18 protein-coding genes and 1 pseudogene are annotated in these 26,581 nt (G+C 40.6%); 18 read left to right on the top strand and 1 reads right to left on the bottom strand.

Annotation, left to right across the window (positions count from 1 at the left end):
* Positions 1-53 precede the first annotated feature (53 nt).
* From I6N90_RS10905 to I6N90_RS10875, 7 genes and pseudogenes are all read left to right on the top strand, one after another.
* Positions 54-833 carry a 2-keto-4-pentenoate hydratase gene (locus I6N90_RS10905; protein WP_197935530.1) on the top strand — a complete coding sequence of 260 codons (780 nt, stop codon included), beginning with the start codon at positions 54-56 and terminating at the stop codon, positions 831-833.
* A 13-nt stretch (positions 834-846) separates the two neighbouring features.
* Positions 847-1,743 carry an acetaldehyde dehydrogenase (acetylating) gene (locus I6N90_RS10900; protein ID WP_197935529.1) on the top strand — a complete coding sequence of 299 codons (897 nt, stop codon included), beginning with the start codon at positions 847-849 and terminating at the stop codon, positions 1,741-1,743.
* A gap of 4 nt (positions 1,744-1,747) precedes the next feature.
* Positions 1,748-2,779 (top strand): 4-hydroxy-2-oxovalerate aldolase, encoded by a 1,032-nt coding sequence (gene dmpG, locus I6N90_RS10895; RefSeq protein WP_197935528.1) that lies wholly within the window; start codon positions 1,748-1,750, stop codon positions 2,777-2,779.
* A 3-nt stretch (positions 2,780-2,782) separates the two neighbouring features.
* A complete protein-coding gene (locus I6N90_RS10890; RefSeq protein ID WP_197935527.1) occupies positions 2,783-3,571 on the top strand; it encodes a 2-keto-4-pentenoate hydratase in 789 nt (262 codons plus the stop codon).
* 369 nt (positions 3,572-3,940) lie between these two features.
* A complete protein-coding gene (locus I6N90_RS25445; protein ID WP_442950959.1) occupies positions 3,941-4,009 on the top strand; it encodes a hypothetical protein in 69 nt (22 codons plus the stop codon).
* Positions 3,990-4,088, top strand: a pseudogene (locus I6N90_RS25440) (DUF3626 domain-containing protein); the annotation flags it as partial. The gene I6N90_RS25445 and the pseudogene I6N90_RS25440, both read left to right, overlap by 20 nt.
* 112 nt (positions 4,089-4,200) lie before the next feature.
* On the top strand, positions 4,201-5,115 hold the full coding sequence (locus I6N90_RS10875; RefSeq protein ID WP_197935525.1) for a tetratricopeptide repeat protein: 915 nt from the start codon (positions 4,201-4,203) through the stop codon (positions 5,113-5,115).
* Positions 5,116-5,240: 125 nt separating this feature from the next.
* On the opposite strand, the gene kynU is transcribed toward I6N90_RS10875, so the two are convergent.
* Entirely contained in the window at positions 5,241-6,527 is a 1,287-nt protein-coding gene (gene kynU / locus I6N90_RS10870) for a kynureninase (protein WP_269669488.1), read from the bottom strand.
* Between the two features lie 288 nt (positions 6,528-6,815).
* Here kynU and gap point away from each other — a divergent pair, with 288 nt between their 5' ends.
* From gap to I6N90_RS10810, 11 genes are all read left to right on the top strand, one after another.
* Positions 6,816-7,859: a type I glyceraldehyde-3-phosphate dehydrogenase gene (gene gap, locus I6N90_RS10865; RefSeq protein WP_197935524.1), complete on the top strand. Its 1,044-nt coding sequence runs from the start codon at positions 6,816-6,818 to the stop codon at positions 7,857-7,859.
* Between the two features lie 135 nt (positions 7,860-7,994).
* Positions 7,995-10,652 (top strand): pyruvate, phosphate dikinase, encoded by a 2,658-nt coding sequence (gene ppdK, locus I6N90_RS10855; RefSeq protein WP_197935522.1) that lies wholly within the window; start codon positions 7,995-7,997, stop codon positions 10,650-10,652.
* Positions 10,652-11,452 (top strand): pyruvate, water dikinase regulatory protein, encoded by an 801-nt coding sequence (locus tag I6N90_RS10850; RefSeq protein WP_197935521.1) that lies wholly within the window; start codon positions 10,652-10,654, stop codon positions 11,450-11,452. The genes ppdK and I6N90_RS10850 overlap by 1 nt, the downstream gene beginning before the upstream one ends.
* A 318-nt stretch (positions 11,453-11,770) precedes the next feature.
* The gene (locus I6N90_RS10845; protein WP_197935520.1) at positions 11,771-16,186 is read left to right on the top strand and encodes an S-layer homology domain-containing protein; all 4,416 of its coding nucleotides are present in this window, start codon (positions 11,771-11,773) and stop codon (positions 16,184-16,186) included.
* A gap of 276 nt (positions 16,187-16,462) precedes the next feature.
* Positions 16,463-20,389 (top strand): S-layer homology domain-containing protein, encoded by a 3,927-nt coding sequence (locus I6N90_RS10840; protein ID WP_197935519.1) that lies wholly within the window; start codon positions 16,463-16,465, stop codon positions 20,387-20,389.
* 163 nt (positions 20,390-20,552) lie between these two features.
* Complete coding sequence (locus I6N90_RS10835; RefSeq protein WP_197935518.1) at positions 20,553-21,398, top strand: helix-turn-helix domain-containing protein; 846 nt, start codon at positions 20,553-20,555, stop codon at positions 21,396-21,398.
* A gap of 100 nt (positions 21,399-21,498) precedes the next feature.
* Complete coding sequence (locus tag I6N90_RS10830) at positions 21,499-21,861, top strand: VOC family protein (protein ID WP_197935517.1); 363 nt, start codon at positions 21,499-21,501, stop codon at positions 21,859-21,861.
* A 178-nt stretch (positions 21,862-22,039) separates the two neighbouring features.
* Positions 22,040-22,339: a hypothetical protein gene (locus tag I6N90_RS10825; protein ID WP_197935516.1), complete on the top strand. Its 300-nt coding sequence runs from the start codon at positions 22,040-22,042 to the stop codon at positions 22,337-22,339.
* Between the two features lie 116 nt (positions 22,340-22,455).
* Complete coding sequence (locus I6N90_RS10820; RefSeq protein ID WP_197935515.1) at positions 22,456-22,758, top strand: hypothetical protein; 303 nt, start codon at positions 22,456-22,458, stop codon at positions 22,756-22,758.
* Positions 22,759-23,110: 352 nt separating this feature from the next.
* Positions 23,111-24,061, top strand: coding sequence for a hypothetical protein (locus I6N90_RS10815; RefSeq protein WP_197935514.1), 951 nt, complete (start codon positions 23,111-23,113; stop codon positions 24,059-24,061).
* A 214-nt stretch (positions 24,062-24,275) separates the two neighbouring features.
* Positions 24,276-26,108, top strand: coding sequence for a hypothetical protein (locus I6N90_RS10810; RefSeq protein WP_232242853.1), 1,833 nt, complete (start codon positions 24,276-24,278; stop codon positions 26,106-26,108).
* Positions 26,109-26,581: the final 473 nt, after the last annotated feature.

Genomic DNA, 26,581 nt, shown 5'->3' with positions numbered 1-26,581 from the left:
GACGAATTCGTCACCATCCGCTTTACTTTTAGGAGAAAAGAGAGGTCGATACTATGAAGCCAAACATCGAGACGCTAGCGAATGAATTAATGGAAGCGGAAACGACCAAAGTCGCTATCGCACCTTTTACAGAACGATATTCAGAGATGACTGTTACAGATGCTTATAATGTACAATTGCAAGTCGTCAAAGTGAAGAAGGCGGCAGGCAAAACAATAATCGGCAAAAAAGTTGGTTTAACTAGTAAAGCGATGCAAACGATGCTAAATGTCAATGAACCAGATTACGGACATTTGCTTGATGATATGGAAGTTGCTGATGGTGGTGTAGTAAAGGTAAGTGAGATGGTTGCACCACGTATTGAAGCGGAAATCGGATTTATTCTTGATCGTGATCTGAGCGGCCCAGATGTTACTTTCCTAGATGTACTTATGGCTACCAAATATATCGTTCCTACATTAGAAATTATAGATAGTAGAATTGCAGATTGGAAAATTAAGCTGATCGATACGGTAGCTGATAATGGTTCTTCGGCTAAAGTCGTTGTAAGTGGTCAGAAAACGCCGATTGACAACATTGATCTTCGTGATCTTAGTATGATCCTTTCCAAAAATGGCGAGCAGCTTGCAACGGGTGCGGGTGCAGCAGCATTAGGACATCCAGCTTATGCAATTGCATGGCTTGCGAATAAACTTAGTGAATTCGGAATTTCGCTTAAAGCTGGAGAAATTATTTTGCCAGGTGCATTGTCAGGGGCAGTAGCTGTACAAGCGGGCGATCACATCGAAGCACGATTCGGCTCAATCGGATCGGTATCCGTTTCATTTCAGTAGGAGGGTAATGACGATGGGGAAAATAAAAGCAGCCATAATTGGTTCTGGCAACATCGGAACTGATCTAATGTATAAGCTTGAAAGAAGTGACTGGCTAGAGATGACTGCGCTTGTGGGTATTGATCCGAACTCTGAAGGTTTGGAGCGGGCGAAGCAACGTGGTTATGCAACCTTTTCGAATGGGATTCAAGCGTTTGCAGACAATCCTGATATAGCGGATATCGTATTTGATGCAACTTCTGCAAAAGCGCATGTGAAACATAATGAAGTGTTGCAAGGGCTTGGTAAGCTCGTCATCGATTTGACGCCTGCGGCAGTTGGACCATTCCTATCGCCTGTTGTTAATTTGGGTAAACATCTTGATGCAACAAATGTGAACATGATTACGTGCGGCGGACAAGCAACGATTCCTATCATACATGCTATTAATGAAGCTGCTGATGTGGAATATGCGGAAATTGTTGCGACGATTTCTAGCAAAAGCGCTGGACCTGGCACACGCGCCAACATCGATGAGTTTACAATTACGACTCGCCGTGGCATTGAAGAGGTTGGTGGAGCAGATCGTGGTAAAGCACTAATCGTCCTTAATCCAGCAGAGCCACCTTTTATGATGCGCGATACTGTTTATTGCGAAGTAAGAAATATGGATCAATCTGCTATTAGCAAAGCGATCTACGAGATGGTTGATAGAGTGAAAGAATATGTGCCGGGTTATCGACTGAAGCAAGAACCTATTTTTGACGAGAACCGTGTAACGGTATTTCTAGAAGTGGAAGGTGCAGGTGATTACTTCGCTCCTTACGCTGGAAACTTGGATATTATGACTGCGGCAGCTGTTCGTGTTGCGGAAGACTATGCTAAAAACCGTCTATCGGTTAATGACAACGTTACTAAGAGCGAGGTGTAATCGGATGATTCGGAAAAGTAATAAGCCAGTGCAAATTACGGAAGTTTCTTTGCGGGACGGCAGTCATGCGGTTGCGCATCAATTCACAGAAGCTCAGGTTCGTGACGTTGTTCGTGCGCTTGATAATGCTGGTGTGCACAATATTGAAGTGAGTCATGGAGACGGACTCGGTGGATCAACACTGCAATATGGACGTTCACTCGTCGATGAGATGAAACTTATTGAAGCGGCTGTTGATGAGAGTAAGCGATCAAAAATCGCTGTTTTGCTTTTGCCAGGTATCGGAACTGTGCATGAACTAAAGCAAGCTCGTTCACTAGGTGCAAGTCTAGTTCGTGTTGCAACTCACGTGACGGAGGCAGATGTATCTGCACAACATCTTTATATGGCTAGAGAGCTTGGAATGGAAGCTTTAGGTTTTTTAATGATGTCTCATACTGCTTCTGTAGAAAAGCTTGTTGAGCAAGCTAAATTAATGGAGAGTTATGGTGCTGAAGCTGTGTACGTAACGGATTCTGCAGGTGCCATGTTGCCTCATCAAGTTCGTGAACGGATTGAAGCATTAAGAGAATCGCTTTCGATTGAAATTGGTTTCCATGCGCATAACAATCTGTCACTCGCTGTTGCAAATACGTTAGTTGCGATCGAAGAAGGCGCAACACGCATTGACGGCAGCGTTCGTTGTTTGGGTGCAGGAGCAGGCAATACACAAACGGAGGTTCTTGTCGCTGTACTTGATCGTTTAGGTCTTAAAATCGGAATCGATTTATATAAAATGATGGATTTGGCGGAGCATGTTGTTGGCCCTCTCCTTCAACGTCCACAAGAAATTGTAACAGGAAGCCTCGTTATGGGTTATGCTGGAGTGTATTCAAGTTTCCTTCTTCATGCATCGCGCGCAGGCAAAAAATTCGGAATCGACTCTCGCGATATTTTGATCGAGCTTGGGCGCAGAGGTATTATCGGTGGACAAGAAGATATGATCATTGACGTAGCGGCAGAACTAGCAGACAGAAGAAAAAGCGGGGTGCAGTAAACGATGGAAATGACACGTGAAATAGAAAACGAGATCGTTACTTATTTGTTCGAAGCAGAACGTGATCGTAGAGAAGTTGTTAAAGTTTCGGATAAATATCCGGGGTTGACGATAGAAAAGGCATATGATTTGCAAGAGGAGTTACTGAGGCGCAAAATTGCGACAGGCACACGTTCTATCGGTTATAAGCTTGGTCTTACGAGCAAAGCTAAACAGCAAATGATGGGTGTTTTTGAAGCTATCTATGGAGAACTGACGAGCGATATGCTTGCTCTAGAGTGGGAGCAACTAGACTTTAACAAGTTGATCCATCCGAAGGCTGAGCCGGAAATTGCTTTTTTTATGGGTGAGGATTTGAAAGGTACAAACATTACAGGTGAAGACGTTTTGCGTGCTACGCAATATGTAGCTGCTGCGATTGAAATAATTGATAGCCGCTATTTAGATTTCAAATTTACACTACCAGACGTAGTTGCGGACAACTGCTCGTCGGCTAAATTTATGATTGGCAGCAAAATGGTACCCGTTCGTGATGTAAACTTACCTGAAGTTGGCATCGTATTTACGAAAAACAACGAAGTTGTAGCAACTGGCGCAGGTGCTGCTGTTCTTGGTGATCCAGCTGTTTCGGTCGCTTGGGCAGTTAATAAGCTTGGCGAGCGCGGACTCGGACTACGTAAAGGTGATGTTATCCTAAGCGGTGCGATTACAGAAGCATTCGCATTCGGTCCAGGAGATACGATTGCAGCACAATTTACTGGACTAGGGAATGTTTCTTTTAGCTGTAAATAGTGGATGATGTCGTTAATACAATGAACTTAAAGTATTAAAACCAAAAGTGCTGACATAGAAGGTCGTTACCTTCTGTATCAGCACTTTTTTTGAAAAATATGCTATGTTCATTGGACAACATAATTAAGTGTAGTTAAACATATCTTCCTTCATGTATTATGATTCTATAAAAAGGGAAGGGACTCATCTGCCTATGGTATTATCGAGGTCTCAGCAATTAGCCCAAGAGTATATAAAAAATTACGCAAGAAGCCACAAAAATGAGGCGGAGCAAACAATTAGGGAAATCCTTCAAATGTCCAGCATCGAGCTGAAGATATTTGAAGATCAGCATTTTCAGGTGGTGAACGTGACGTTTGGGAAAATAAAATGTTTGGCGGAGCGTACCAAATAAATGGCTCAACCAATAGCGAACGGCCCAAGTATATGGAGCGATAGAGGAACCTACAACGAGGTTCTGCAACAATTAAAATTACTCTGGCATGTTTTAGTGAGATATGGAAAGCCGATGGAATAGTGTGCAATTTTTTTGTGAAGATGGAGTAAGTGAATTCAAACTTGCCCCTAATAAACGGATCAATAGAGGCGATATGGCAGTACATATCAGCCGGATTAAGGAGATACGATAGTTGAGTATAAATCAAAAAGCAATTCAGTTTCTTGAAAACAATGAATATGATGAAGCGTTAAAACTTTTTCAAAAAGCTGTAGAGCAGTCTCGAACGATACAATCGCTAAATAACCTTGCCTGGATTTATTACCATGAGGAGTCCGACAAGGAAGCAGCCTTGAAATTAATAAAAGAGGCAATCGAATTAAATCCAATATCTCATTTCCCTTATAACTTATTAGGTGAGATTTATATTGAAATGGAAATGTGGCAACTTGCTTTTGATGTTCTACACCAATCGATACTCATTCATCCATCAAATGAAGCTTATCATAACCTAGCCGTAGCGAACTATCATTTAGGACATTTAGAAGAGGCTTCACACTATTATCTTCTTTGTTCGAATAAATCTGATCATTCCTTGTACAGCCATGTTAAATGTTTGATCGAACTTGGAAGAAATGAGGAAGCTAAAAATAAACTAAGCACTTTCTCTGAAGAAGAAGACGAGTTTGTCGGTACTGTTGAAATAGCAGAATTATATGTGGAATTAGGTTGCTTTGAGCAATCGGTTCAATGGTTTGAAAAAGGGTGGAAACAATATTGGAAGACACCTGATTGGGTAAGTCGTTACGTGTATGCTTTATTAAAAATAAATGACCCAAATTGTGCTCGTCATATTATTAATGAAGTAATTCAACAAAAAGTTGAGCAAATTAGCGAAGCTAGAGCAGAGATATGCGACGATGATTGGACTGAAAGAGAAAAAGCAGAGTACATTCAGCAATTACTTGATGAAAAAAGTGAATATGAGAATATGTATGAGCACATTTCATTTGGCTATATCCCATTAATGAAGTTTAGTACTTCAATGAGTTCAAGTTGTTACTTATTCGGATGTAAACGTCACAATCACCCTGAGTACCCCAATTAGGATCCACCTTAGATTAATAAAACAGCGACAGTCAGGACTTTATTTACTCGTCCATAGCTGCCGCTGTTTTTCTGTATTTACATATCTATACTTGTTTAATAGCTGCTGTATTTAAGTTAAGGTGATTACGCCACTACCCCGCGTTGTGTATCAAAAGCTTCATATTGTTTTTCCACAATGATGTTCTTAAGAATCTGTACAGTCTTCCAAACATCCTCATATGTTGTGTAAAGTGCAACCGGTGCTAAACGAACGACATTTGGTGCGCGGTAATCAGGTATAATATGATTTTGTTTAAGTGCTTTACATATCCGAATGGCCTCATCATGCTCTAGGCTGACATGGCCACATCGACGCTCATCCTCGAGTGGATTAGCAACAGAGAATCCAAGACCTTGCAATTCATGATCGATCAACTGGATCATGTATTTCGTAATCTGTAACGACTTTTTGCGAATAGCTTCAATAGAAGTCAGTTCAAAAATTTCTAATGCTCCGATCAATGGCGCTATGCTGAAAATATGTGGTGTTCCAATTTGGTAAGCACCAGCAGTATATTCAACAGTTAATGTGTGATCCATGTCAAACTGTTTGCTTTTGTTCGAGCTGTACCAGCCAGTTAATCCGGGTGTGCGCCCGAAGTGCTTTTTGTTTACATATAAGGAAGCGACACTTCCTGGTCCACCATTTAAATATTTGTAATTACACCATAGTGCAAAGTCTACATCCCATTCGCTGAAATAATGAGGAATTGAACCTACCGAATGACAACCGTCAAACCCAATAAGAATGCCACGGTCATGAGCTTCAGCCGTTAAACGTTTAATATCGAGTAGCTGACCACTGCGATAGAGCACAGTAGGTAGAAGAATTAATGCAATCTCATCTGACATTGCGGCAATAATATCATCTTCTTCAATTAAACGGCCATTACGGCTAGTTACACGGACAAGGTTTGTTTCTGGATCGAAACCTTTCAGTCGTAATTGACTTTGAAGTGCGTAAATATCGGTAGGAAAATCTAGTTCGGTAGCCATAATTTTGGTGCGTTTGCCTTCTGGTTGATAGAAGGTCGCGACGAGTTGATGAATATTAGTTGATGTGGAGCCAGTAATACTTACTTCGCCAGGTTCTGCTCCGACGAGTACTCTCATCTTCTCGGAGAGTGCTTCTGGCAAGAAAAACCATGGTCGTTCGCCTTGTGTCCAGCCTTCTATTGTTTGTGTTTTCCACGATTCAATGATTTCGAGCATCGTACGTTCTGCACGTTTGGACATTAGTCCAAGTGAATTTCCATCTAAATAAGTCATACCTTCGGGTAAAATGAACTCTTCGCGCAAGTGTGCCAATTCATCCATCTGATCTAACTGTTTGGCATAGTCTAACGTGTAATCTTCCGTAATCGCTTTCAATTATGTCACCTCTTCTTAATGAAAAGTCTACTATTGTGTAATTAACTATATAATAATTATGACATGGTGTCAATATTATCAAAAGCGTGTATAATCAAGACACGTAAATAGACGAGTTGTCTTTTAAATATGCTGACCATTTCATTTCAATTCACATATATGACGTATAATAAAACATTTTAGTCACATTACATAATTTATATGTTGCATATATTTATATAGTATGTCATAAATAATATATGAGATGTACTATATCAATCTGAATAACAACAGGGGGTCATGGTGATTATGGTTGGAGTAGGGATTAGCGGCACAGGAAGAATCGGAAGACTAGTTATTCGGAGAGCTTTTTCCAAAAATGTAGATAACATTCAAATTAAAGTGGTGAACTCCACCTATCCTGTTGAAACAATTGCACATTTATTGAAATATGACACGATACATGGAATCTGGGATGCGGAAGTGGCCGTACAAGATGGAAATTTAATCATAAACGGCAATAAAATTCACTATGTGATGGAAAGAGATCCAGCTCGCCTTCCTTGGAAGGAACATGGCGTAACGATAGCAATTGATGCGACGGGTAAGTTTAATGATCGTGAAGGCGCTTCCAAACATATTGCAGCTGGGGCAGAACATGTCATTCTTACAGCACCAGGTAAACAAGTGGATTTAACAGTTGTGATGGGTGTAAACGATCAAAATTATGATCCAGCTCGTCATCGCATTTTATCAGCAGCATCATGTACAACAAATTGTGTAGCTCCTGTGCTAGATGTACTTGATCGTAACTTTGGTGTTAAACAAGGTTGGATGACAACAGTGCATGCGTACACTAGCGATCAGAATCATATGGACAATCCACACAAAGATCTAAGGCGGGCACGCGGATGTGCGCAGTCGATCATCCCAACTTCAACCGGGGTTGGAAAAGCACTCACCGACGTTCTTCCGCATCTTGCACCGTTAGTTCAAGGCATATCGCTCAGAGTACCTACGCCGGATGTATCGTTAGTAGATTTGACGGTTCATTTAAAAAATCGAACTACAACTGAAGAAGTAAAACAAGCTTTTACTAACGCATCTTCCACGTACATGAAATCATATATGGATGTAGTCGATGCTCCTCTTGTTTCATCTGATTATATTGGAAATTCGCATTCAGCAATTATAGATGCTCCTTCTCTTATGGTAAGTGGAGATCAATTGAAAGTGCTCGCTTGGTATGACAATGAGTGGGGCTATTCTTGTAGAGTAATGGATTTGGCACAATTGGTGGGCAAGTCTATAACTTCCGGGGGTGTGAGAGAATGCGAAATAGCAGCAAGGTAAATTTAGGCGTTATTTTATGCAAAAATTGCGGCACGGTTATTGACACCTTGGATACAGAGAAGGTGATGCACTACTACTTGAATTGCGGTCATGAACATTGCAAGGACATTGCGAATAATCAGGGGGAACCAGAAGATGACACAGAGTAGAGTTATGCACTTTAAAGATGGAAATTCCGAAATGAAGCAATTGCTTGGTGGAAAAGGTGCTAATCTTGCTGAAATGACGAATGCTGGGCTTCCGGTTCCGCCTGGTTTTACAATTACGACGGAAGCTTGTAGAGAATATTATGCTAGTGGGAAAGTGTTGCCTAATGGACTGTTAACAGAAGTCCGAACTGCATTAACTCAAGTAGAAGAAACAAAAGGTCAAACATTTGGTGGTAGTGTTAACCCTCTGCTGGTATCGGTTCGCTCGGGTTCTGTTAATTCGATGCCTGGAATGATGGATACGATTCTCAATCTTGGACTTAATGATGTTACAGTCGAGGCGCTTGCATCGCAAACAGGAAATCCGCGTTTTGCTTATGATTGTTATAGAAGATTGATCCAAATGTTTGGGAACGTTGTCTTTGATATAGAAGGGTTATATTTCGAAAAGCTGCTCCATGCAACGAAGAGGAACTTATTAATTGAAGAAGATAAGGACTTGCCCGTTCAAGCATGGAAAGAGTTGATTGTAGAATATAAAGAGCTAATTGAACGGAAAGCAAAACAGCCTTTTCCTCAGGATGTAAATAAACAACTTGAACTAGCAGTAGAAGCTGTGTTTCGTTCGTGGAATAACCATCGAGCAGTTGTTTATCGCAAAGCATACAATATTCCTGACCATCAAGGAACGGCGGTTAACATTCAATCGATGGTATTTGGCAATATGGGCGATGACTGTGGTACGGGTGTTTTATTCACACGTAATCCATCGACAGGTGAGAAGGTCTTATACGGAGAGTACTTAATAAATGCACAAGGTGAGGACGTCGTTGCAGGCGTTCGTACACCATTGCCAATTGCTCAGTTAAAGCAGGAAATGCCAGAAATATATGTGCAACTAGCTGAAACGGCGGCAAGACTTGAAGCTCATTACAGAGATATGCAAGATATCGAGTTTACTGTTGAAAAGGGAACGTTGTTCATTTTGCAAACGCGAAATGGTAAGCGAACAGCGCAAGCGGCAGTTACACTTGCCGTTAATTTTGCAAAAGAAGGTATTTTGACAAGAGAGGAGGCACTTTCACGGATCGAAGTTGAACATTTGGATAAACTTCTGCATCGGGCAATTGACGAGGATGCTGAACTAGATGTTCTTGCAGTTGGATTGCCAGCGTCGCCTGGTGCAGCAACGGGACAAGTTGTTTTCGATGCGGATAAAGCGGAAGAATGGGCTCGTGAAGGTAAAAAGGTTGTCCTTGTCAGCATGGAAACGAGTCCAGAAGATATACATGGCGTTATTGCTGCAGAAGGTGTATTAACGAGTCGTGGAGGAATGACAAGCCATGCGGCTGTCGTCGCACGTGGCATGGGCAAACCTTGTGTCTGCGGCTGTGAAGAAGTACGCATTGATAAGGAATCGGCACTGTTCATAGCTGGATCAGTTACTGTAAACGAAGGTGATTGGATCACACTTGATGGATCAACTGGTCGTGTCATTTTGGGTGGAGTAACACTGAAAGAACCACAAATTACCGTTGAACTAGAAGAACTGCTTGAATGGGCGGATGACATTAGAGATTTGGCTGTTCGAACGAATGCGGATACACCGGAAGATGCTTCGAAAGCTAGAGCATTTGGTGCAGAGGGAATCGGCTTGTGTCGGACGGAGCATATGTTTATGTCAGCGGATCGACTGCCTGTCGTACAAGCGATGATATTAGCAGATACGAAGGATGAGCGTGAACAAGCGCTTGATCAATTGTTGCCAATGCAGCAAAGCGACTTTGAAGGTATTTTCACAGCAATGGATGGATTCCCGGTTACGATCAGACTACTAGACCCGCCGTTACATGAGTTTTTGCCACATTTGGAAGAACTGATTGTGAAGCAACAAACGATGATCCATGCTGGAAATACTGGGGTGAATGCAAAAGAGAGACAAGAATTAGATACCCTCATTCGTAAGGTGCGTAATCTTCATGAGATGAACCCGATGCTCGGGCAACGGGGCTGTCGCCTCGGTATTCTTTTCCCAGAGATTTATGAAATGCAAGCGCTTGCTATTTTCCGTGCCGTCGTGAACTGTAAGAACAATGGAGTAGTTGTTATTCCAGAAGTTATGATACCGCTTGTTGGACATGCCAATGAGCTAAAAGTGATGCGTGAGCTTGTTGAACGTGCTGCTGATACAGTGTTTGGAGCAAGTAAGGATGACTACCCTTATAAAATCGGAACGATGATTGAAGTGCCAAGAGCGGCACTAACCGCAAATAAAATAGCAGAGCACGCAGATTTCTTCTCGTTTGGCACAAATGATTTAACTCAAATGACATTTGGTTATAGCCGTGATGATGCTGAGGGGAAATTCCTTAGTCACTACGTGGACCATGAGCTGTTGCCGAACAATCCGTTCCAGGTGCTTGATACTGAAGGTGTTGGACTATTGGTTGAATGGGCTGTAGAGAAAGGCAGAGCTACGAAGCCAGCTTTAAAAACAGGTATTTGTGGCGAGCACGGCGGTGATAAGGAGTCAATCTTCTTCTGTCACAAAACAGGATTGGATTATGTTAGCTGCTCCCCTTACAGAGTACCTCTAGCAAGAATTGCTGCCGCGCAAGCGAAAGTAAAACTTGGAGGACGCTAATGCTAACAAAGCAACAATATTTAGTCATTTGTTCAGATTCGATTGGAGAGACGGCAGAAGCTGTTGCGCAAGCGACTATCCGTCAATTTAATTCCCGTGATGTAATCGTGAAGCGTTATAGCAACATTCGTACGGAAGAGGAAGTTCAATCTATCGTGAAGGAAACGGCAGCTTTGGGTGGTTTGGTCGCATACACTTTAGTTCAACCTGAACTCAGAGAAGCGATGAAGAATGAATCAATGCGAATGGGCATTCGGGCAGTAGATATTATGGGACCGATGATGCAAGCTTTCGTGGATACGTATGGATATGCACCTAAGCGGCAGCCAGGTTTGCTCCATGAAATGAATGAAGACTATTTCCGTAGAATTGAAGCAATCGAGTTTGCCGTAAAATTTGACGATGGACGAGATCCACGTGGCATGCTGCAAGCTCAAGTTGTGCTGATTGGGGTATCCCGAACATCCAAAACGCCTCTTAGCATTTATCTCGCACACAAGGGAATCAAGACGGCAAACCTACCAATCATACCTGAGGTCAAGTTGCCTAGTGAGCTGTTCAAAATAAAGAGCGGACGCATATTCGGTCTAACGATGGATGCAGAGCATATTCTAAACATTCGTACGGAACGTTTGAAAGTGCTAGGTCTACCGGAGGGATCTCAATATGCGACGTTCCAACGGATTATTGATGAATTAGAGTACGGTCAATCATTAATGAAGCAACTCGGTTGTACAGTCATTAATGTGACGAATAAGGCGATTGAAGAAACGGCTGGCATTATTATTGATCATTTGTAGGGATAGAGTAATTAAGCTAAAGGTAGTTGAGATTCTTGAATAAAAGTGGCTCTCGCTGGCATTCAGCGAGGGTCATTTTTTGTGCGTCTAGCATGGCGTACTCTTTTGCTCCTTTGTTGAATAATCGCGGCTAATGTCAATATTCTAAGGCTCTTATCGACTATTATCGAATAGTTTTTATAGTAAAAAATAAAACTCCAAATCTAGTAATAACACTGGTGTAATTTAGTTGACTTCTCATAATCTGTATGTTGAAATTGCTATATGTCCATAGGGTAAATTTGGATAATTTTACATTTGGAGAGGGGAATCAAGTTTATGTTTAAAGGTTTAAGAAAAAAAGTAATAAGTAGTTTTCTCATCATGACAGTAGTTGGATCTACTGTTCTAAGTGCATTCGCTTCAGCAAATGAAGGGGAAAACTATGAAACAAAAGCAGTTAATAGTTTACCACTCGAAAGTCAAAAAGGAATATTGTCAACACCGTTATCCTCAGACCAAGATGTTGTTAATTATTTGACAGCAAACAAAACTAAGTTAGGTTTCTCTGGTCCAAAAGAAGAGTTACAATTGCAAGCTAAAACGAGTGATAGTTTTGGAGGTTCACATTATCTTTACCAACTTCAACATAACAATATACCCGTCTACGGGAAGTATATTAGGGTTCATCTAGACAAAACAAAACGAATTAATGAAATTCGTAATGAGGTAGCTTCAAACCTTCTCCCATCATTACCGCAATCGACTACACCGAAGTTGACTAAAGCTGAAGCAATAGAGCAACTTAAAGCTGCGGTAGAAAGTGAACTTGGAGAAGCAATACCAGACGATCAGTCCTTCGGTGAACTACCAGCCGCATCGAATACGGCATCATTAATCATTTATCCATTTGAAGGAAATACGTACTTAGCTTATGAAGTAGAGCTCAACTTTCTAACTCCTGCACCTGGGAAATGGATAGCCTACGTAGATGCTCTTAATGGTAAAGTGATAGACAAATATAATAGTATTCATCAGGCTGAATCTCCTGCCGAGGTTATTGGCAAAGGTAAAGGTAGAGATGACGCAGGTAATGAGATCGATTTAGATCGTCCATTAAATCTTGTTATTGAAGACTTTGATAATGAGGATGTTACGGATAACGTATATATACTATCTGATGTATCGAGAGAAATGTATGACAGCAATGCCAATAAAGGTTTCATAAATACCTATAATTATATTGGTCCGACGGAGACTGACTTTAGTCTCATTAAAGTAACGGCTCCATTTATTAATAAAGTCGACCATAACGCTGTTAATGCACACTATTATACAGGTCTTGTCTATGAGTACTTCAAAAATACTCATAATCGCAATAGCATTGATGATAAAGGTATGAATATGGCATCTGTCGTAAATTACTCACCTGATGGCGAACCTTTTGATAATGCATTTTGGTACAATTACACGATGTATTATGGAAACGGAACATGTTTTTCTTGCGCGTTAGACGTTATTGCCCATGAGGTTACGCATGGTGTAACGGATTTTTCATCCGATTTAGAGTACCGTAACCAATCAGGTGCGTTAAATGAATCATTTTCTGATATATTCGGTAATTTAATTGAAATGGAAGTTGAAGGAAATGAAAACTGGACAATAGGTGAAGACTCAGGATTATTACTTAGAAGTATGAGCGATCCTAACATTTATGGTGATCCTGCTACGATAAATCAATATTTATATTTTCCTCGTTCTTATGATCAAGGAGGAGTTCATTTCAATAGTGGTATTCAAAATAAAGCCGCTTATTTGATAGCAACAAAAATTGATAGTTTAGATCTGGATGGAAAAGCTATCTTGGGTCAGCTTAGTTACGATGTTCTTGTAAATCGCTTAACACCTATTTCTGGCTTTGAAGATTCAAGAGATGCATTTGTTTCAGCAGCTGAAGCATATGTAGCTAACAATAATGAGGATGCAGGTATAATTGAAGCAGTAAAAGAAGCTTGGGCTGAAGTCGGTTTGCCTTATGAACAAAACTATGACATTACTTCGGTTTCGCTCGCAGTTCCGGGTGCAGGAGAAGCATGGATTGAGAATAACTCCTTTCATGTGTTCATTAATGTACCACAAGGGACACCAGTATCTCAGATTAACCCAGTAATAACGGTTGCTCCAGGCGCTACACTTACAGCAATCGATACCGATTTTAGTGATTCATTAGGGAAATATGAAGTTAGTGCTCAAGGGACTAAAGTTAAATGGAACGTAATAGTCGCCTATGGTGTCCCTGTTGTGAGTTATGAATCAACTCCTTTTGTTGAAAAAAACAACAACAGTGGCGAATTACATGGAGTAATAACGATTAAATACAATGCCCCTGGTGATAAGTTTAACTTTACGGATATTGGTGAAGATTTTATTGTTACCAATAAGGTTGTAGTCTCCCCGATTCCTAAAGGTTTGACTGCATTAGCTACCGTGACGGGGACAAATGAGATTCAACTCATTATTACTGGAAATGCAGAAGAGCATACCAATCGTGAAGACATTGACAACCTTTCAATTAGATTTATGGACTATGCTTTCACAAATGCATATGAATATCAAATAAAAGATTACCATAAAGATGGTTTCACAATCGATTTCAAAAGTGATCTGGAAATTGTAACAAACACGGATACAACGACTACATTGGAGTGGGAAGCTGCAAGTAATGCTAGTGCTATTAAACTTTTACAATCCTCTGATGAAGGGGTAACTTGGATAGATGCAATAACAGCCGAAACGATTGTACCAAGTAGTACTGAAGCAACAGTAACTGGTTTAACAACATCTGGGCAATATCAATTCAAGCTTGTAATTACAGGCGGTGAAGATGACGGTGACACAATTATCGTATCCAGAAACGACGTACCACATGTTAAAGATACAATTGCGATTCAATCTGTAGTAGAAGATGGAGCGGAATTGAATGTATCTTTTGCTAATGTTTTCGTTAACCCAAATGAGACACAGCCACTTACCTATTTAGCTACATCAAGTACACCTGGTATAGCAACGGCAACGGTAAATCTTGCGAATGAGTCGTTGACGATTGATCCAATATCAGCTGGAACAACAATTATTACCGTTCAAGCAGATAACGGACAAGGAAGTACGGCAAGTACTTCATTTACAGTAACGGTTACACCTGTTATTAAACATGAACTTACTATTGTAGCCTCAACAGATAAGACAGTAACTTTGAAATGGCCTGCTGTAAGCAATGCTAGTAAAATAGAGCTTTTTCAATCTATGGATCAAGGTATAACTTGGAATCAAGCATCAACGGCAAATGCTATTTTACCGACTAGTACAGAAACAACAGTAACTGGTTTAACACCAGCAGGACAATATCAGTTCAAACTTGTTATTACAGGCGGAGAAGATGCGGGTGACTCCATTATAGTTGCAAGGAATGAAGTACTTTATGTTGCAAACACTATTGCGAATCAATCTTTAGCTGATAACGCAGCAGATTTGAGCGTATCTTTTGCAAATGTCTTTGTTAATCCTATTGCAGCAGATTCATTGACTTACACAGTTACATCTAGTACCTATGGCGTTGCAAGTGCAACAATTAATAATCAATCTCTAACAATTGATCCGATATCAGCTGGAACGTCTATCATTACGGTTAAAGCAGATAATAGTAAAGGTAATATAGCAAGTACTTCATTTACAGTAACTGTTACGTCTACTAGGAGCTACAGCGGTGGTGGTGGATATGTCGTACCGACCGGTCCTGTTACTTCAACAAATGGTAAAGTTACTATTCCTGCTGGACAAGCTGGTGAAGTTGGATTAGGCACAGATGTAAATGTAGTCATCCCAGCAGGAGCTTCTAATAAAGAGCTGAAAATCACAATTGAAAAAGTACTTGATCAGTCTTCGTTGGTAACGGACAAAATAACTCTTGCAAGTCCGATCTTCGAAATATTGAAAAACATTACCGAAAACTTCAGTAAAAAAGTAACGCTGAAACTTACTTTCGATCCTACTAAAGTTGGTGCTAACCAAAAACCAGTTATTTTCTATTATGATGAAGTGAAAAAGGTATGGGTTGAGGTTGCTGGCGGAACTGTAAGCGGAAATCAAATTACAGTAGAAGTTGATCACTTTACGAAGTTTGCAGTTCTTGCAGTCGATACTAAAGTTGAACCAACCGTTTCATTTAGCGACATTGCCGGACACTGGGCAGAAGCAAATATCAAGCAAGCAGTAGCTGCTGGTTTTGTAAATGGTTATTCAAATGGTACGTTCAAACCAAATGGAGCCGTTATGAGAGAAGAATTTGCAGTAATGTTAATGAAGGTTCTGAAATCCGAGCAAAAGGGAGAAACTTTAATCTTTACGGATAGTGCTAAAGTTGAAGCATGGGCAAAAGATTCGGTTGCTCAAGCTGTGAAGCTGGGCATTATTACAGGTTACTCTGATGGATCTTTCCGTCCTGACGCAACAATTACTCGTTCCGAGATGGCATCGATGATTGCTAAAGCGTTAGAGCTAAAAGTTGTGGCCGGAGCAAAAACAGACTTCGCAGATGACGCATCCATTCCTGCATGGGCTAAAGCTGCTATTTCGGCAGTGAAGGAAGCGGGTATTATGCAAGGTAAAGCAGGCAATCTGTTTAAACCAAGTGCGCAAGCTACTAGAGCAGAGGCTGTAACGGTATTACTGAAAGTTCTACCAGAAGATGCGGAGTAATAAGGAATAATATGTAGTTGAGATTCTAAATTTAAAAATAGCTCTCGCTGGCATTCAGCGAGAGCTATTTTTTATGCTACATAATGGTTTTATTTATATAGGTTATAAGACAACTAGTCAAGTCACTATGGTTATAAAAGGGAATATGTGAATATGAATCCAATGGACTAATTTCCATAATTTAGTTGACTTAAAAGAATGTGTATGGTCAAATTGATACACACACAGATAGGATATAATTGGATAATTTTACATTTGGAGAGGGTGAAGAGTGTTATGTTCAAAGGGTTAAATAAAAAAGTAATCAGTAGTTTTCTTGTTATGACACTAGTGGGTTCTACTATACTAGGTGCATTTGCATCAGCAAACGAAAGGCAAAACGATGAAACGTCAAATGTTAACAGTGTGCCAATCTTAAGTCAAAAAGGGAAACTGTCTGCACCATTATTTTCAGATGAGGATATTGAAAATTATTTAGCAACAAATCAGAAGAAATTAGGACTTGTTTCTACAAGTGATCAATTATTGTTACAATCTAAAACTAGTGATGACCTCGGAGGCTCGCATTATCTCTATCAGCTTAAGCATAATGACATTCCTGTTTATGGCGAGTACATGAGAGTTCATTTGGATAAATCAAAACGAATAAACGAAATTCGAAATGAAATATCTACTACGAAACTTCCTTCATTACCACAATCTACTACACCTAAGTTGACGAAAGCAGAAGCGATTGAAAAGCTCAAAGTAGAGATAGAAGGAGAACTTGGTCAAACGATTTCCGAAGACCATTCCATCGCTGGAGTTTCCTTGACTCCAGAAAATAAGGCGTCTTTAATTATTTATCCATTTGAAGGAAGAGCTTATTTAGCCTATGAAGTAGAGCTTAACTATATCACTCCAGCTCCTGGGAGATGGGTAGCCTTTGTTGATGCTCTAAATGGTAGAGTCATAGATAAATATAATAGTCTTCATCATGCTAAATCTCCTGCCGAGGTAGTTGGTAAGGGGAAAGGCAGGGACGATAAAGGTACTGAGATTGATATTGATCGAACTCTAAATATTACGATTGATGATCTCGGGACTGAAACGGTGACAGATAATGTATACATTTTGGAAGATAGATCAAAACTTATGTATAACGAGGATACTTCAAAAGGTGTTATTCGTACTTATAATTATGTTGGTCCACAGCTCGATGATACTAGTCTAATAGAAGTAAAAGCTCCATTTATTCAAAACGTTGATCATAATGCAGTTAATGCTCATTTTTATACAGGTATTGTCTACGATTATTTTTTAAATAAGCACAACCGAAATAGTATAGATAATAAAGGAATGTCTATGACTTCGGTTGTGAATTTCTTCCTAGTGGAGGGTGAGCCGTTTAGTAATGCATTTTGGACGGGTGAAGCGATGTATTATGGCAATGGAGTTTGTTACTCTTGTTCACTTGACGTCATTGGCCATGAAATCGCACATGGAGTGACGGATCGTTCTTCTGATCTCGAATATAGGCATCAATCGGGTGCATTAAATGAGTCGTTTTCCGATATATTTGGTAATTTGATAGAGATGGAGCTTGAGGGTAATGAAGAGTGGAAGCTAGGAGAAGATTCTGGAGAAGTCATACGAGACATGAAAGATCCTGGTTCAGTGTTAATTATCCCATCCATGCCAGAATTAGGTGGTTCACCGGCAACAATGAATGACTATTGGTATCTTCCCCGTAGCCCATTTGAAGGTGACAATGGCGGTGTTCATATTAATAGCGGAATACAGAACAAAGCTGCTTATTTAATAGCAACTAAAATTGATAGTTTAGGCATTGACGGAAAAGATATTTTGGGTCAACTTAGCTATGATGTAGTAGTAAATCGCTTAACACCTGTTTCTGATTTCGAAGACTCTAGAGATGCATTTGTTTCGGCTGCTGAAGCGTATGTAGATAACAATACTGGGAATGTTGGCATCATTCAAGCAGTTAAAGATGCGTGGGCAGAAGTAGGCTTACCTTATGGCTATAACTATAATATTGAGTCTGTTGAAGTACCAGAAACTAGTGATGTTCATTTCGATAAAAATTCAAGATCTATATTCATAAGTGTTCCGGTAGGAACGGACTTATCTCAGTTTAAACCTGAAATCGAGGTTTCCGATGGTGCAACTATAGTAGAAGGAGTAGGAGATCAAGATTTTAGCGACAACCTCGGAGAATACTGGATTAAATCTAACGATGAATTAGTAGATACGAAGATTAAATGGACTGTCCATGTTTCTAATAGTCTTGACTCATTAAGTTACGAATCAGTTCCCTTTGTCGAAACAGCTGCCAATAATGGTGAAATTCAAGGTGAAATTACGATCAAATATATTACTTTTACGGATGATGATTTTTTAGTGCTTCCTGATTTTGGTGGAGATTTCATAGCAAATGGACAACTTGTTGTTTCGCCTATTCCTAAAGGCTTAACAGCGAAAGCCACTTATGTAGGTCCAAAAGAAATTAAACTTACGTTTACGGGAGTAGCAGAACATCATACAGATCGGGATGACATAGAAAACCTTGCTCTTAAATTTCAGTTCCATGCTTTCAAGAGTTATTCTGAATATCAAATCATCGATTATGCTAAAGATGGATTCACAATTGAGTTTGAACAATTTCTTGATATCGTATCTACTACAGATACAACAGCAACCTTAAAGTGGCCTACAGCAAAAAATGCTACTGCTATTTCACTATTGCAATCCATTGATAACGGTAAAACATGGGCAAATGCTGTAACAACCGCGCAACTGCAGCCGAACAGTACAGAAGCAACTGTCACTGGTTTAACGAAGTCGAGCGATTATCAATTTAAACTTGCAATTACAGGTGGAGAAGATGCAGGAGACTCCGATATCGTATCTCGGAATAGTGTGCTTCATGTTGCGAAATCAATTTCAAATCAAACTGTTACAGATAATGCATCAGATTTGAGTTTATCTTTTGCAGACGTGTTCATTAACCCAATTCCAGAAGACTCGTTGACTTATACAGTTACATCTAGTACCTATGGCGTTGCAAGTGCAACAATTAATAATCAATCTCTAACAATTGATCCGATATCAGCTGGAACGTCTATCATTACGGTTAAAGCAGATAATGGTAAAGGTAATATAGCAAGTACTTCATTTACAGTAACTGTTACGTCTACTAGAAGCTACAGCGGCGGTGGTGGATATGTCGTACCGACCGGTCCTGTTACTTCAACAAATGGTAAAGTTACTATTCCTGCTGGACAAGCAGGTGAAGTTGGCTTAGGCACAGATGTAAATGTTTCCATACCAGTTGGAGCATCGGACAAAGAGTTGAAAATAACGATTGAAAAAGTACTTGATCAAACTCCATTTGTAACGGACAAAACAACTCTTGCAAGTCCTATTTATGAAATATTGAAAAACATTACCGAAAACTTCAGTAAAAAAGTAACGCTGAAACTTACTTTCGATCCTACTAAAGTTGGTGCTAACCAAAAACCAGTTATTTTCTATTATGATGAAGTGAAAAAGGTATGGGTTGAGGTCGCTGGCGGAACTGTAAGCGGAAATCAAATTACAGTAGAAGTTGATCACTTTACGAAATTCGCTGTTTTTGCGATTGACAAAACAATAGAACCAACTGTTTCATTTAGCGACATTGCCGGACACTGGGCAGAAGCAAATATCAAGCAAGCAGTAGCTGCTGGTTTTGTAAATGGTTATTCAAATGGTACGTTCAAACCAAATGATTCTGTTACGAGAGAACAATTTGCCGTTATGTTGATGATGGTTCTAAAATCAGAGCAAAAGGGAGAGGCATTAACCTTTACTGATAGTGCTAAAATTGAAGCTTGGGCAAAAGATTCTGTAGCGCAAGCAGTGAAACTGGGCATTATTACAGGATATGCTGATGGAACTTTCCGTCCTGATGCAACCATTACTCGTTCCGAAATGGCATCGATGATTGCTAAAGCTTTAGAATTAAAAGTTGTGTCTGGCGCAAAAACAGACTTCGCAGATGACGCATCCATTCCGGCATGGGCTAAAGCTGCCATTTCCGCAGTGAAGGTGGCGGGTATTATGCAAGGTAAAGATGGCAATCTGTTTAAACCAAGTGCGCAAGCTACTAGAGCAGAGGCAGTAACTGTCTTATTGAATGTGCTTGAAGAAAACTCGAAATAATTAAGTAATCCATTAATTCGTAACATTATTAATTATTGTGACTCCTGCCGAAATTTAGCGGGAGTCATTTTTTGGTATTATTTTAGAAATATATGTTTCCTTATATGATATAATTTGTATACGATATGCAATTCGTGTAACGCTTGAGATTGAGAGGAAGCGGGTGAATGATGTGAACAATTTGTTTAGTCAACTTGACCAGACTATAGATGAAACAGTCTCGTTATCTCAATCCATTGAAGAAGATCATGAACATTCAGTTAGAGAAGCTATCAGGCAAATGATTCATCGATTAGATGATTCGACGCTTTCATCAGAGGAGCTAGCGAATGCAGCCTCTTATAGTCCGTTTCATTTTGACCGCATTTTCCGCTCAGTCACAGGTATTCCTCCACGTTTATTTCTGTCAGCCCTTCGATTTCAATGGAGTAAAAGGCTTTTATTAAAATCCAGCTCTACAGCAACTGAAGTTGGTCAAACGGTAGGTTATAGCAGCTTTGGGACATTTTCAACAAACTTTGCTCGCTTTATTGGATTGTCGCCCCAGCAGTTCAGAGCTTTTATAGAAAAAAAGATGTTGGGACTAGAAGAGATACAGCGAATGAGGATTGCGCTCAGATATAATTCCCCTTCTAATGTTGAGGGATATGTTAAAGCTCCGAGCTCACTAGATGGAATCATATGTGTAGGTTTGTTTCCAAAGCCGATTCCGATGGGGAAGCCTATAGGATGCACGATGTTATTTGGCCCAGGCAAATATGCAATACCAAATGTTCCCGATGGTGTTTATTATGTTATGGCGATTGCATTTTCTTGGGATGCCCCACATGATGAGTACTTGCATCCTCAACATGCTCTACGTGGAAAAGCGATTGGTAAACTTACAATTGCAAATGGGATTACAAAGGGTGTTAGCGATGTCACGCTCCGTCCACCTAGATTTTATGACCCGCCAATTCTCATTTCATTCCCTCTACTGATTCAAAATTTTATTGATGGAATAGAGTAGTCGTTTAAATAGAGCAAAGTAGAAGAAGTTTTATGAACATGATTTAGTTACTATGTGCATAGGGTCTTACCAGACTACTGGATGAAGAGGAGTGGTTTGCATGTCACGTGTCGTTCATTTTGAAATTGAAGCTAAAGATCCAGAGAAGAAAATGGCTTTTTATAAGGATGTATTTGGGTGGGAATTCCAAGAAATGATGGAGGGGTACTGGTCCGTTATCACTGGTCCTGCTGAGGATGAAGGAATCGATGGCGGCATAATGAAAGCGGCTTCAGAAGACGCGGTACGGACTATTAATACGATAAAAGTTGAAAATCTTGACGAGTACTTAGGTAAAGTGGAACAAGCAGGTGGCAAAGTAACAAGTGAAAAGATGGATATTCCTGAGGTTGGCGTATTCGCCTATTGTGAAGATATAGATGGTCTTTCCTTTGGGGTTATCGAATTTACTGCGATAGCTTAGTTTAAAATAGGAACTTGTTATGGAAAAGCACATTCCAACTCGGATTGTGCTTTTTTGCTCTGTCTGGAGTTATTATTTTGATTTTTCCACTAATGTCTAGTTCAAAGCCAGGGTAAACGTCATAGGTTATGTAAGCCATGAAAAACAACTTCAGAGGCTCGAAAGGAGAAAATAAAAAATGTCACAAGCAAATATTCCGAATATTACACCTGAAATTACAATTACGAGAGATGATGCAATTAATTTATTGCTGGCTTCGATTGCTCTGGAAGAGCTAGGTCTTAGTCATATTCTGAATGCTGAAGGTGAAAAAATACAATTTGTACTCGGAACTCTTCCTGGCGTAACTTCACCTACACCTACACTAAGCGATATTTTGACAGTAAACGCAAGTGTTCGGGAAACAATAAGTGTGTTAACGAAGAAGGAGTTTCTGTTGGATAGCAAGCTTCAAAGCGTTATTTCACTCCTACCGTAGTAGAGTGCATGAACAACTTTCACTTTTGATTAGTGCCTAGTAGGTACCAAAACTTCGTTTCATAAGTAAATGAAAGTCATAAATTTAATATTCAATCAATCGAGAGGGGATTAAAAATGTCACAAGCAAATATTCCGAATATTACACCTGAGATTACGATTACGAGAGATGATGCAATTAATTTATTGCTGGCTTCGATTGCTCTAGAAGAGCTAGGTCTTAGTCATATTTTGAATGCTGAAGGTGAAAAAATACAATTTGTACTCGGAACTCTTCCTGGCGTAACTTCACCTACACCTACACTAAGCGATATTTTGGCAGTAAACGCAAGTGTTCGGGAAACAATTCGGGTGTTAACTAAGAAGGAGTTTCTGTTGGACAGCAAGTTACAGAGTGTTCTATCCCTTCTACCAGAATAGGGAGAGGAAAACTATCCATCTATAAGTATGTTCGGCTTAACTGAATGCTCGTTGCATAGAATTATTATATCTACTAATAGGCACTCGCAGCATTTTGCGAGTGCCTATTTATTTCAAGTCACCCTTGTCCAGTTCAATTGATTATTTCATTTCAGAGAATATTGAGGCATTGGATATTAAATTTTGTGGGTTGGGAATGAGTGCAAACCAGTCCTTTTTTAAATGTAATTAGTAATACAGATAAACTAGGACAACCATACTCCACTATTGTACGGTTCAAACTATTTGTCACTTACGTACTATATTCAAGCCATGAATTAATAAAATTTGTAGGCTCGAAAGGAGATTGATTATGTCACAATCAAATATTCCTAATATTACACCTCAGATTAGTCTTACTAGAGATGATGCTATTAATTTATTGCTTTCTTCCATCGCTCTTGAAGAGCTTGGACTCAGCCACATTTTGAATGCCGAAGGAGAAAAACTTCAATTTGTGCTCGGTACATTACCAGGAGTAACGTCTCCCCCAGCAACGATTAGCGACATTTTGACTGTTAATGAAAGCGTTAGAGACACGATTCAAGCAGTCACGAAAAAAGAATTTTTATTAAACAATAAGCTTAACACCATTCTTAGTTCGCCTGCCGGAGTTGGTCCAACAGGTCCGACAGGGCCAACAGGTCCTCCTGGGGTAGGCACAGGTGCAACAGGAGCAACAGGAGCAACAGGAGCAACAGGAGCAACTGGAGCAACTGGAGCAACTGGAGCAACGGGTGCAACAGGTGCAACAGGTGCGACAGGAGCAACAGGAGCAACAGGAGCAACTGGGGCAACAGGAGCAACGGGTGCAACAGGAGCAACAGGCTTAGGGTTATCAAGTTTTATTGAAGTAGCACTCAATGCCGCACAAGTCATTCCAGTTAATGGCGCAGTTGCAGGCAATACTGTGGATGTTGCAGGGACTGCCCTTACTTTTAATGGTATAGATACAATTACAGCAAGTGAAGTGGGTCTATATTATGTAGATTGGTACGTTAACCTCGAAGCTGGTGGTCCTGCAAGTGTATTTGCTTTGAATCAAAATGGTGTGAGTCCATTTTCCGCAATTGCTGATGATTCCGTTAATGGTGGGAACTTATCTGGTGGTGCTCTCATCAATATTACTTCAACACCATTTACTATTCAGCTTATAAACGTTTCAGTTGGTGCTAGAACGATCGTTCAAACACCTGGTATGGCTGTTACTAGTGCATCTGCAAATATTCGAGTATTTAAATTCGCAAATGGTCCTTCTGTCTAGTAAGAGATAGAAATTAACGTAACTGATGCATAAATTAAGGTATAGTTAGCAATAAAAATCATTTGGCTACTCTGCCAAGTGATTTTTTGCTTCTATTACGATTGATAATTGTTTTATATTTTCCCACTGAAACCTAGTTCCATTTGATAGATTTCTTCATAGAATATGCTAGCTTTGAATATTGACATCAATTGGCTGAGAGAGGGGATTGATCATGTCACAATCAAATATTCCTAATATTACACCGCTGATTACACTTACTAGAGATGATGCCATTAATTTACTACTATCTTCTATCGCGCTAGAAGAGCTTGGACTTAGTCACATTTTGAATGCTGAAGGAGAAAAACTTCAATTTGTTCTTGGTACATTACCAGGAGTAACGTCTCCCCCAGCAACGATCACTGACATTCTAACGATTAATGAGAGTGTTAGAGACACAATTAATGCTGTAACGAAAAAAGAGTTTTTGTTAGACAGCAAGCTTAACAGTATTTTGAACACACCAATTTCGGTTGGACCAACTGGTCCCACTGGGCCAACTGGTCCTGTAGTGGGTGTTACTGGACCAACAGGAGCAACCGGAGCTACTGGCCCGACTGGCCCTACAGGTACAATTGATGATACATTGTTGTTCAATGTAATCGGACCATCCGGTGTGACCGCTCCTGTATTTCCAGGAGATAGTTTGATTTTTCAATCAAGTACACTAGACATCACAGTTACTCCGGGATCAGCAATTGTAGATATTGAACTTCCTAATATACCAATAGGACCAACTGGAGCGACTGGCGGTACTGGAGCGACGGGTGGTACTGGTGGTACTGGTGCAACTGGCGGTACTGGTGCTACTGGTGGTACTGGAGCTACTGGAGGAACTGGAGCTACGGGTGCAACTGGCGGAACTGGTGCAACCGGAGCTGACGGTGCAACTGGAGGAACTGGAGCTACGGGTGCAACTGGCGGAACTGGTGCAACCGGAGCTGACGGTGTAACTGGCGCAACTGGAGCTACTGGAGGAACTGGCGGAACTGGTGCAACCGGAGCTGACGGTGCAACTGGCGCAACTGGCGCAACTGGAGCTACGGGTGCAACTGGTGGTACTGGTGCAACCGGAGCTGACGGCGCATCTGGCGCAACTGGAGCTACGGGTGCAACTGGTGGTACTGGTGCAACCGGAGCTGACGGCGCAACTGGCGCAACTGGCGCAACTGGAGCTACGGGTGCAACTGGTGGTACTGGTGCAACCGGAGCTGACGGCGCATCTGGCGCAACTGGAGCTACTGGTGCAACTGGTGGTACTGGAGCTACTGGCGAAACAGGAGCTACGGGTGCAACTGGAGCAACGGGTGCAACTGGCGCAACTGGAGCTACTGGTGCAACTGGTGGTACTGGTGCAACCGGAGCTGACGGTGCAACTGGAGCAACTGGAGCTACGGGTGCAACTGGCGGAACTGGTGCAACCGGAGCTGACGGTGCAACTGGAGCAACTGGAGCTACGGGTGCAACTGGCGGAACTGGTGCAACCGGAGCTGACGGCGCAACTGGCGCAACTGGTGCAACTGGAGCAACTGGAGCAACTGGAGCTACGAGTGCTACAGGTGCCACTGGAGCAACAGGGGTAACGGGTCCAAACCCAACAGCGAGCTTTGCAGAAGCAGCATTAAGCCCACCGCAAACGGTAACAGCTGTGGCAACATTTCTAGCTTTTAATGGATTTGCATCAAGTAATACTGATATTACGCTTCCTAATCCGACAGATTTGACGTATGCGCCTAATGGATCGTACTGGGTAACGTATGAATTAGCAATAAACAATCCAAATGCCACGCAACAAAACCTTACTGTATTTGCTTTATTGAACGGAGTACAAGTACCAAATTCACTTTTCACTGCCGGTGTGGAAGCACTTAATACACGAAGTTTAACAAAAAGTTTCATTTTTAGTACGACAGCAGTTCCAGGTGTTATTCAATTCCAAGTTCAAGGTGATGCCGGTTCTAACTTTAGTGTTAGTGCTAATGTAGAAACATTTAGATTGGCATAATCTCTTAATAAATGGACGCTCACTTAACATGTGGGCGTCTATTTGTTGTTTTCATCAATTCCTTTCGTTGTACGCAAACAAACCTCGATGTATTTTTCCACGTATCTGAGCTGCTTCAGTATCTTTTTTCAAACACATAATTACCACTTAATTCTTACGGCACTACGTCTGTCTTTCGTTATCCAGTCAAAGAATATGTTTGTAAATAAAATAAAGTAACTTTAGATAAATAGTAAACTTCTATCATTTTATTGAAATTAGATTCTTTGTTTCTTTCAAATGAATATATTTTTCCGTATTTTACAAGAATCATAATTTGGTGACTTTGAAAGCTGGAGGGGAATAATCATGTTAGATTCGAATGTTCCAATTATGTTGCCACAAATTGGAGTTGCTAGAGAGCACGTTATCCATACTTTCAGGAGAATCGTCTCCACCTGATACAATTAACAGAATTACAGTTTTGAATGAGA

This window comes from Paenibacillus sp. GSMTC-2017 (assembly GCF_016019935.1).
Lineage (GTDB): Bacteria > Bacillota > Bacilli > Paenibacillales > Paenibacillaceae > Pristimantibacillus.
Note: the sequence above shows the minus strand (reverse complement) of the source record. Positions and strands in the feature narration are given on the sequence as shown.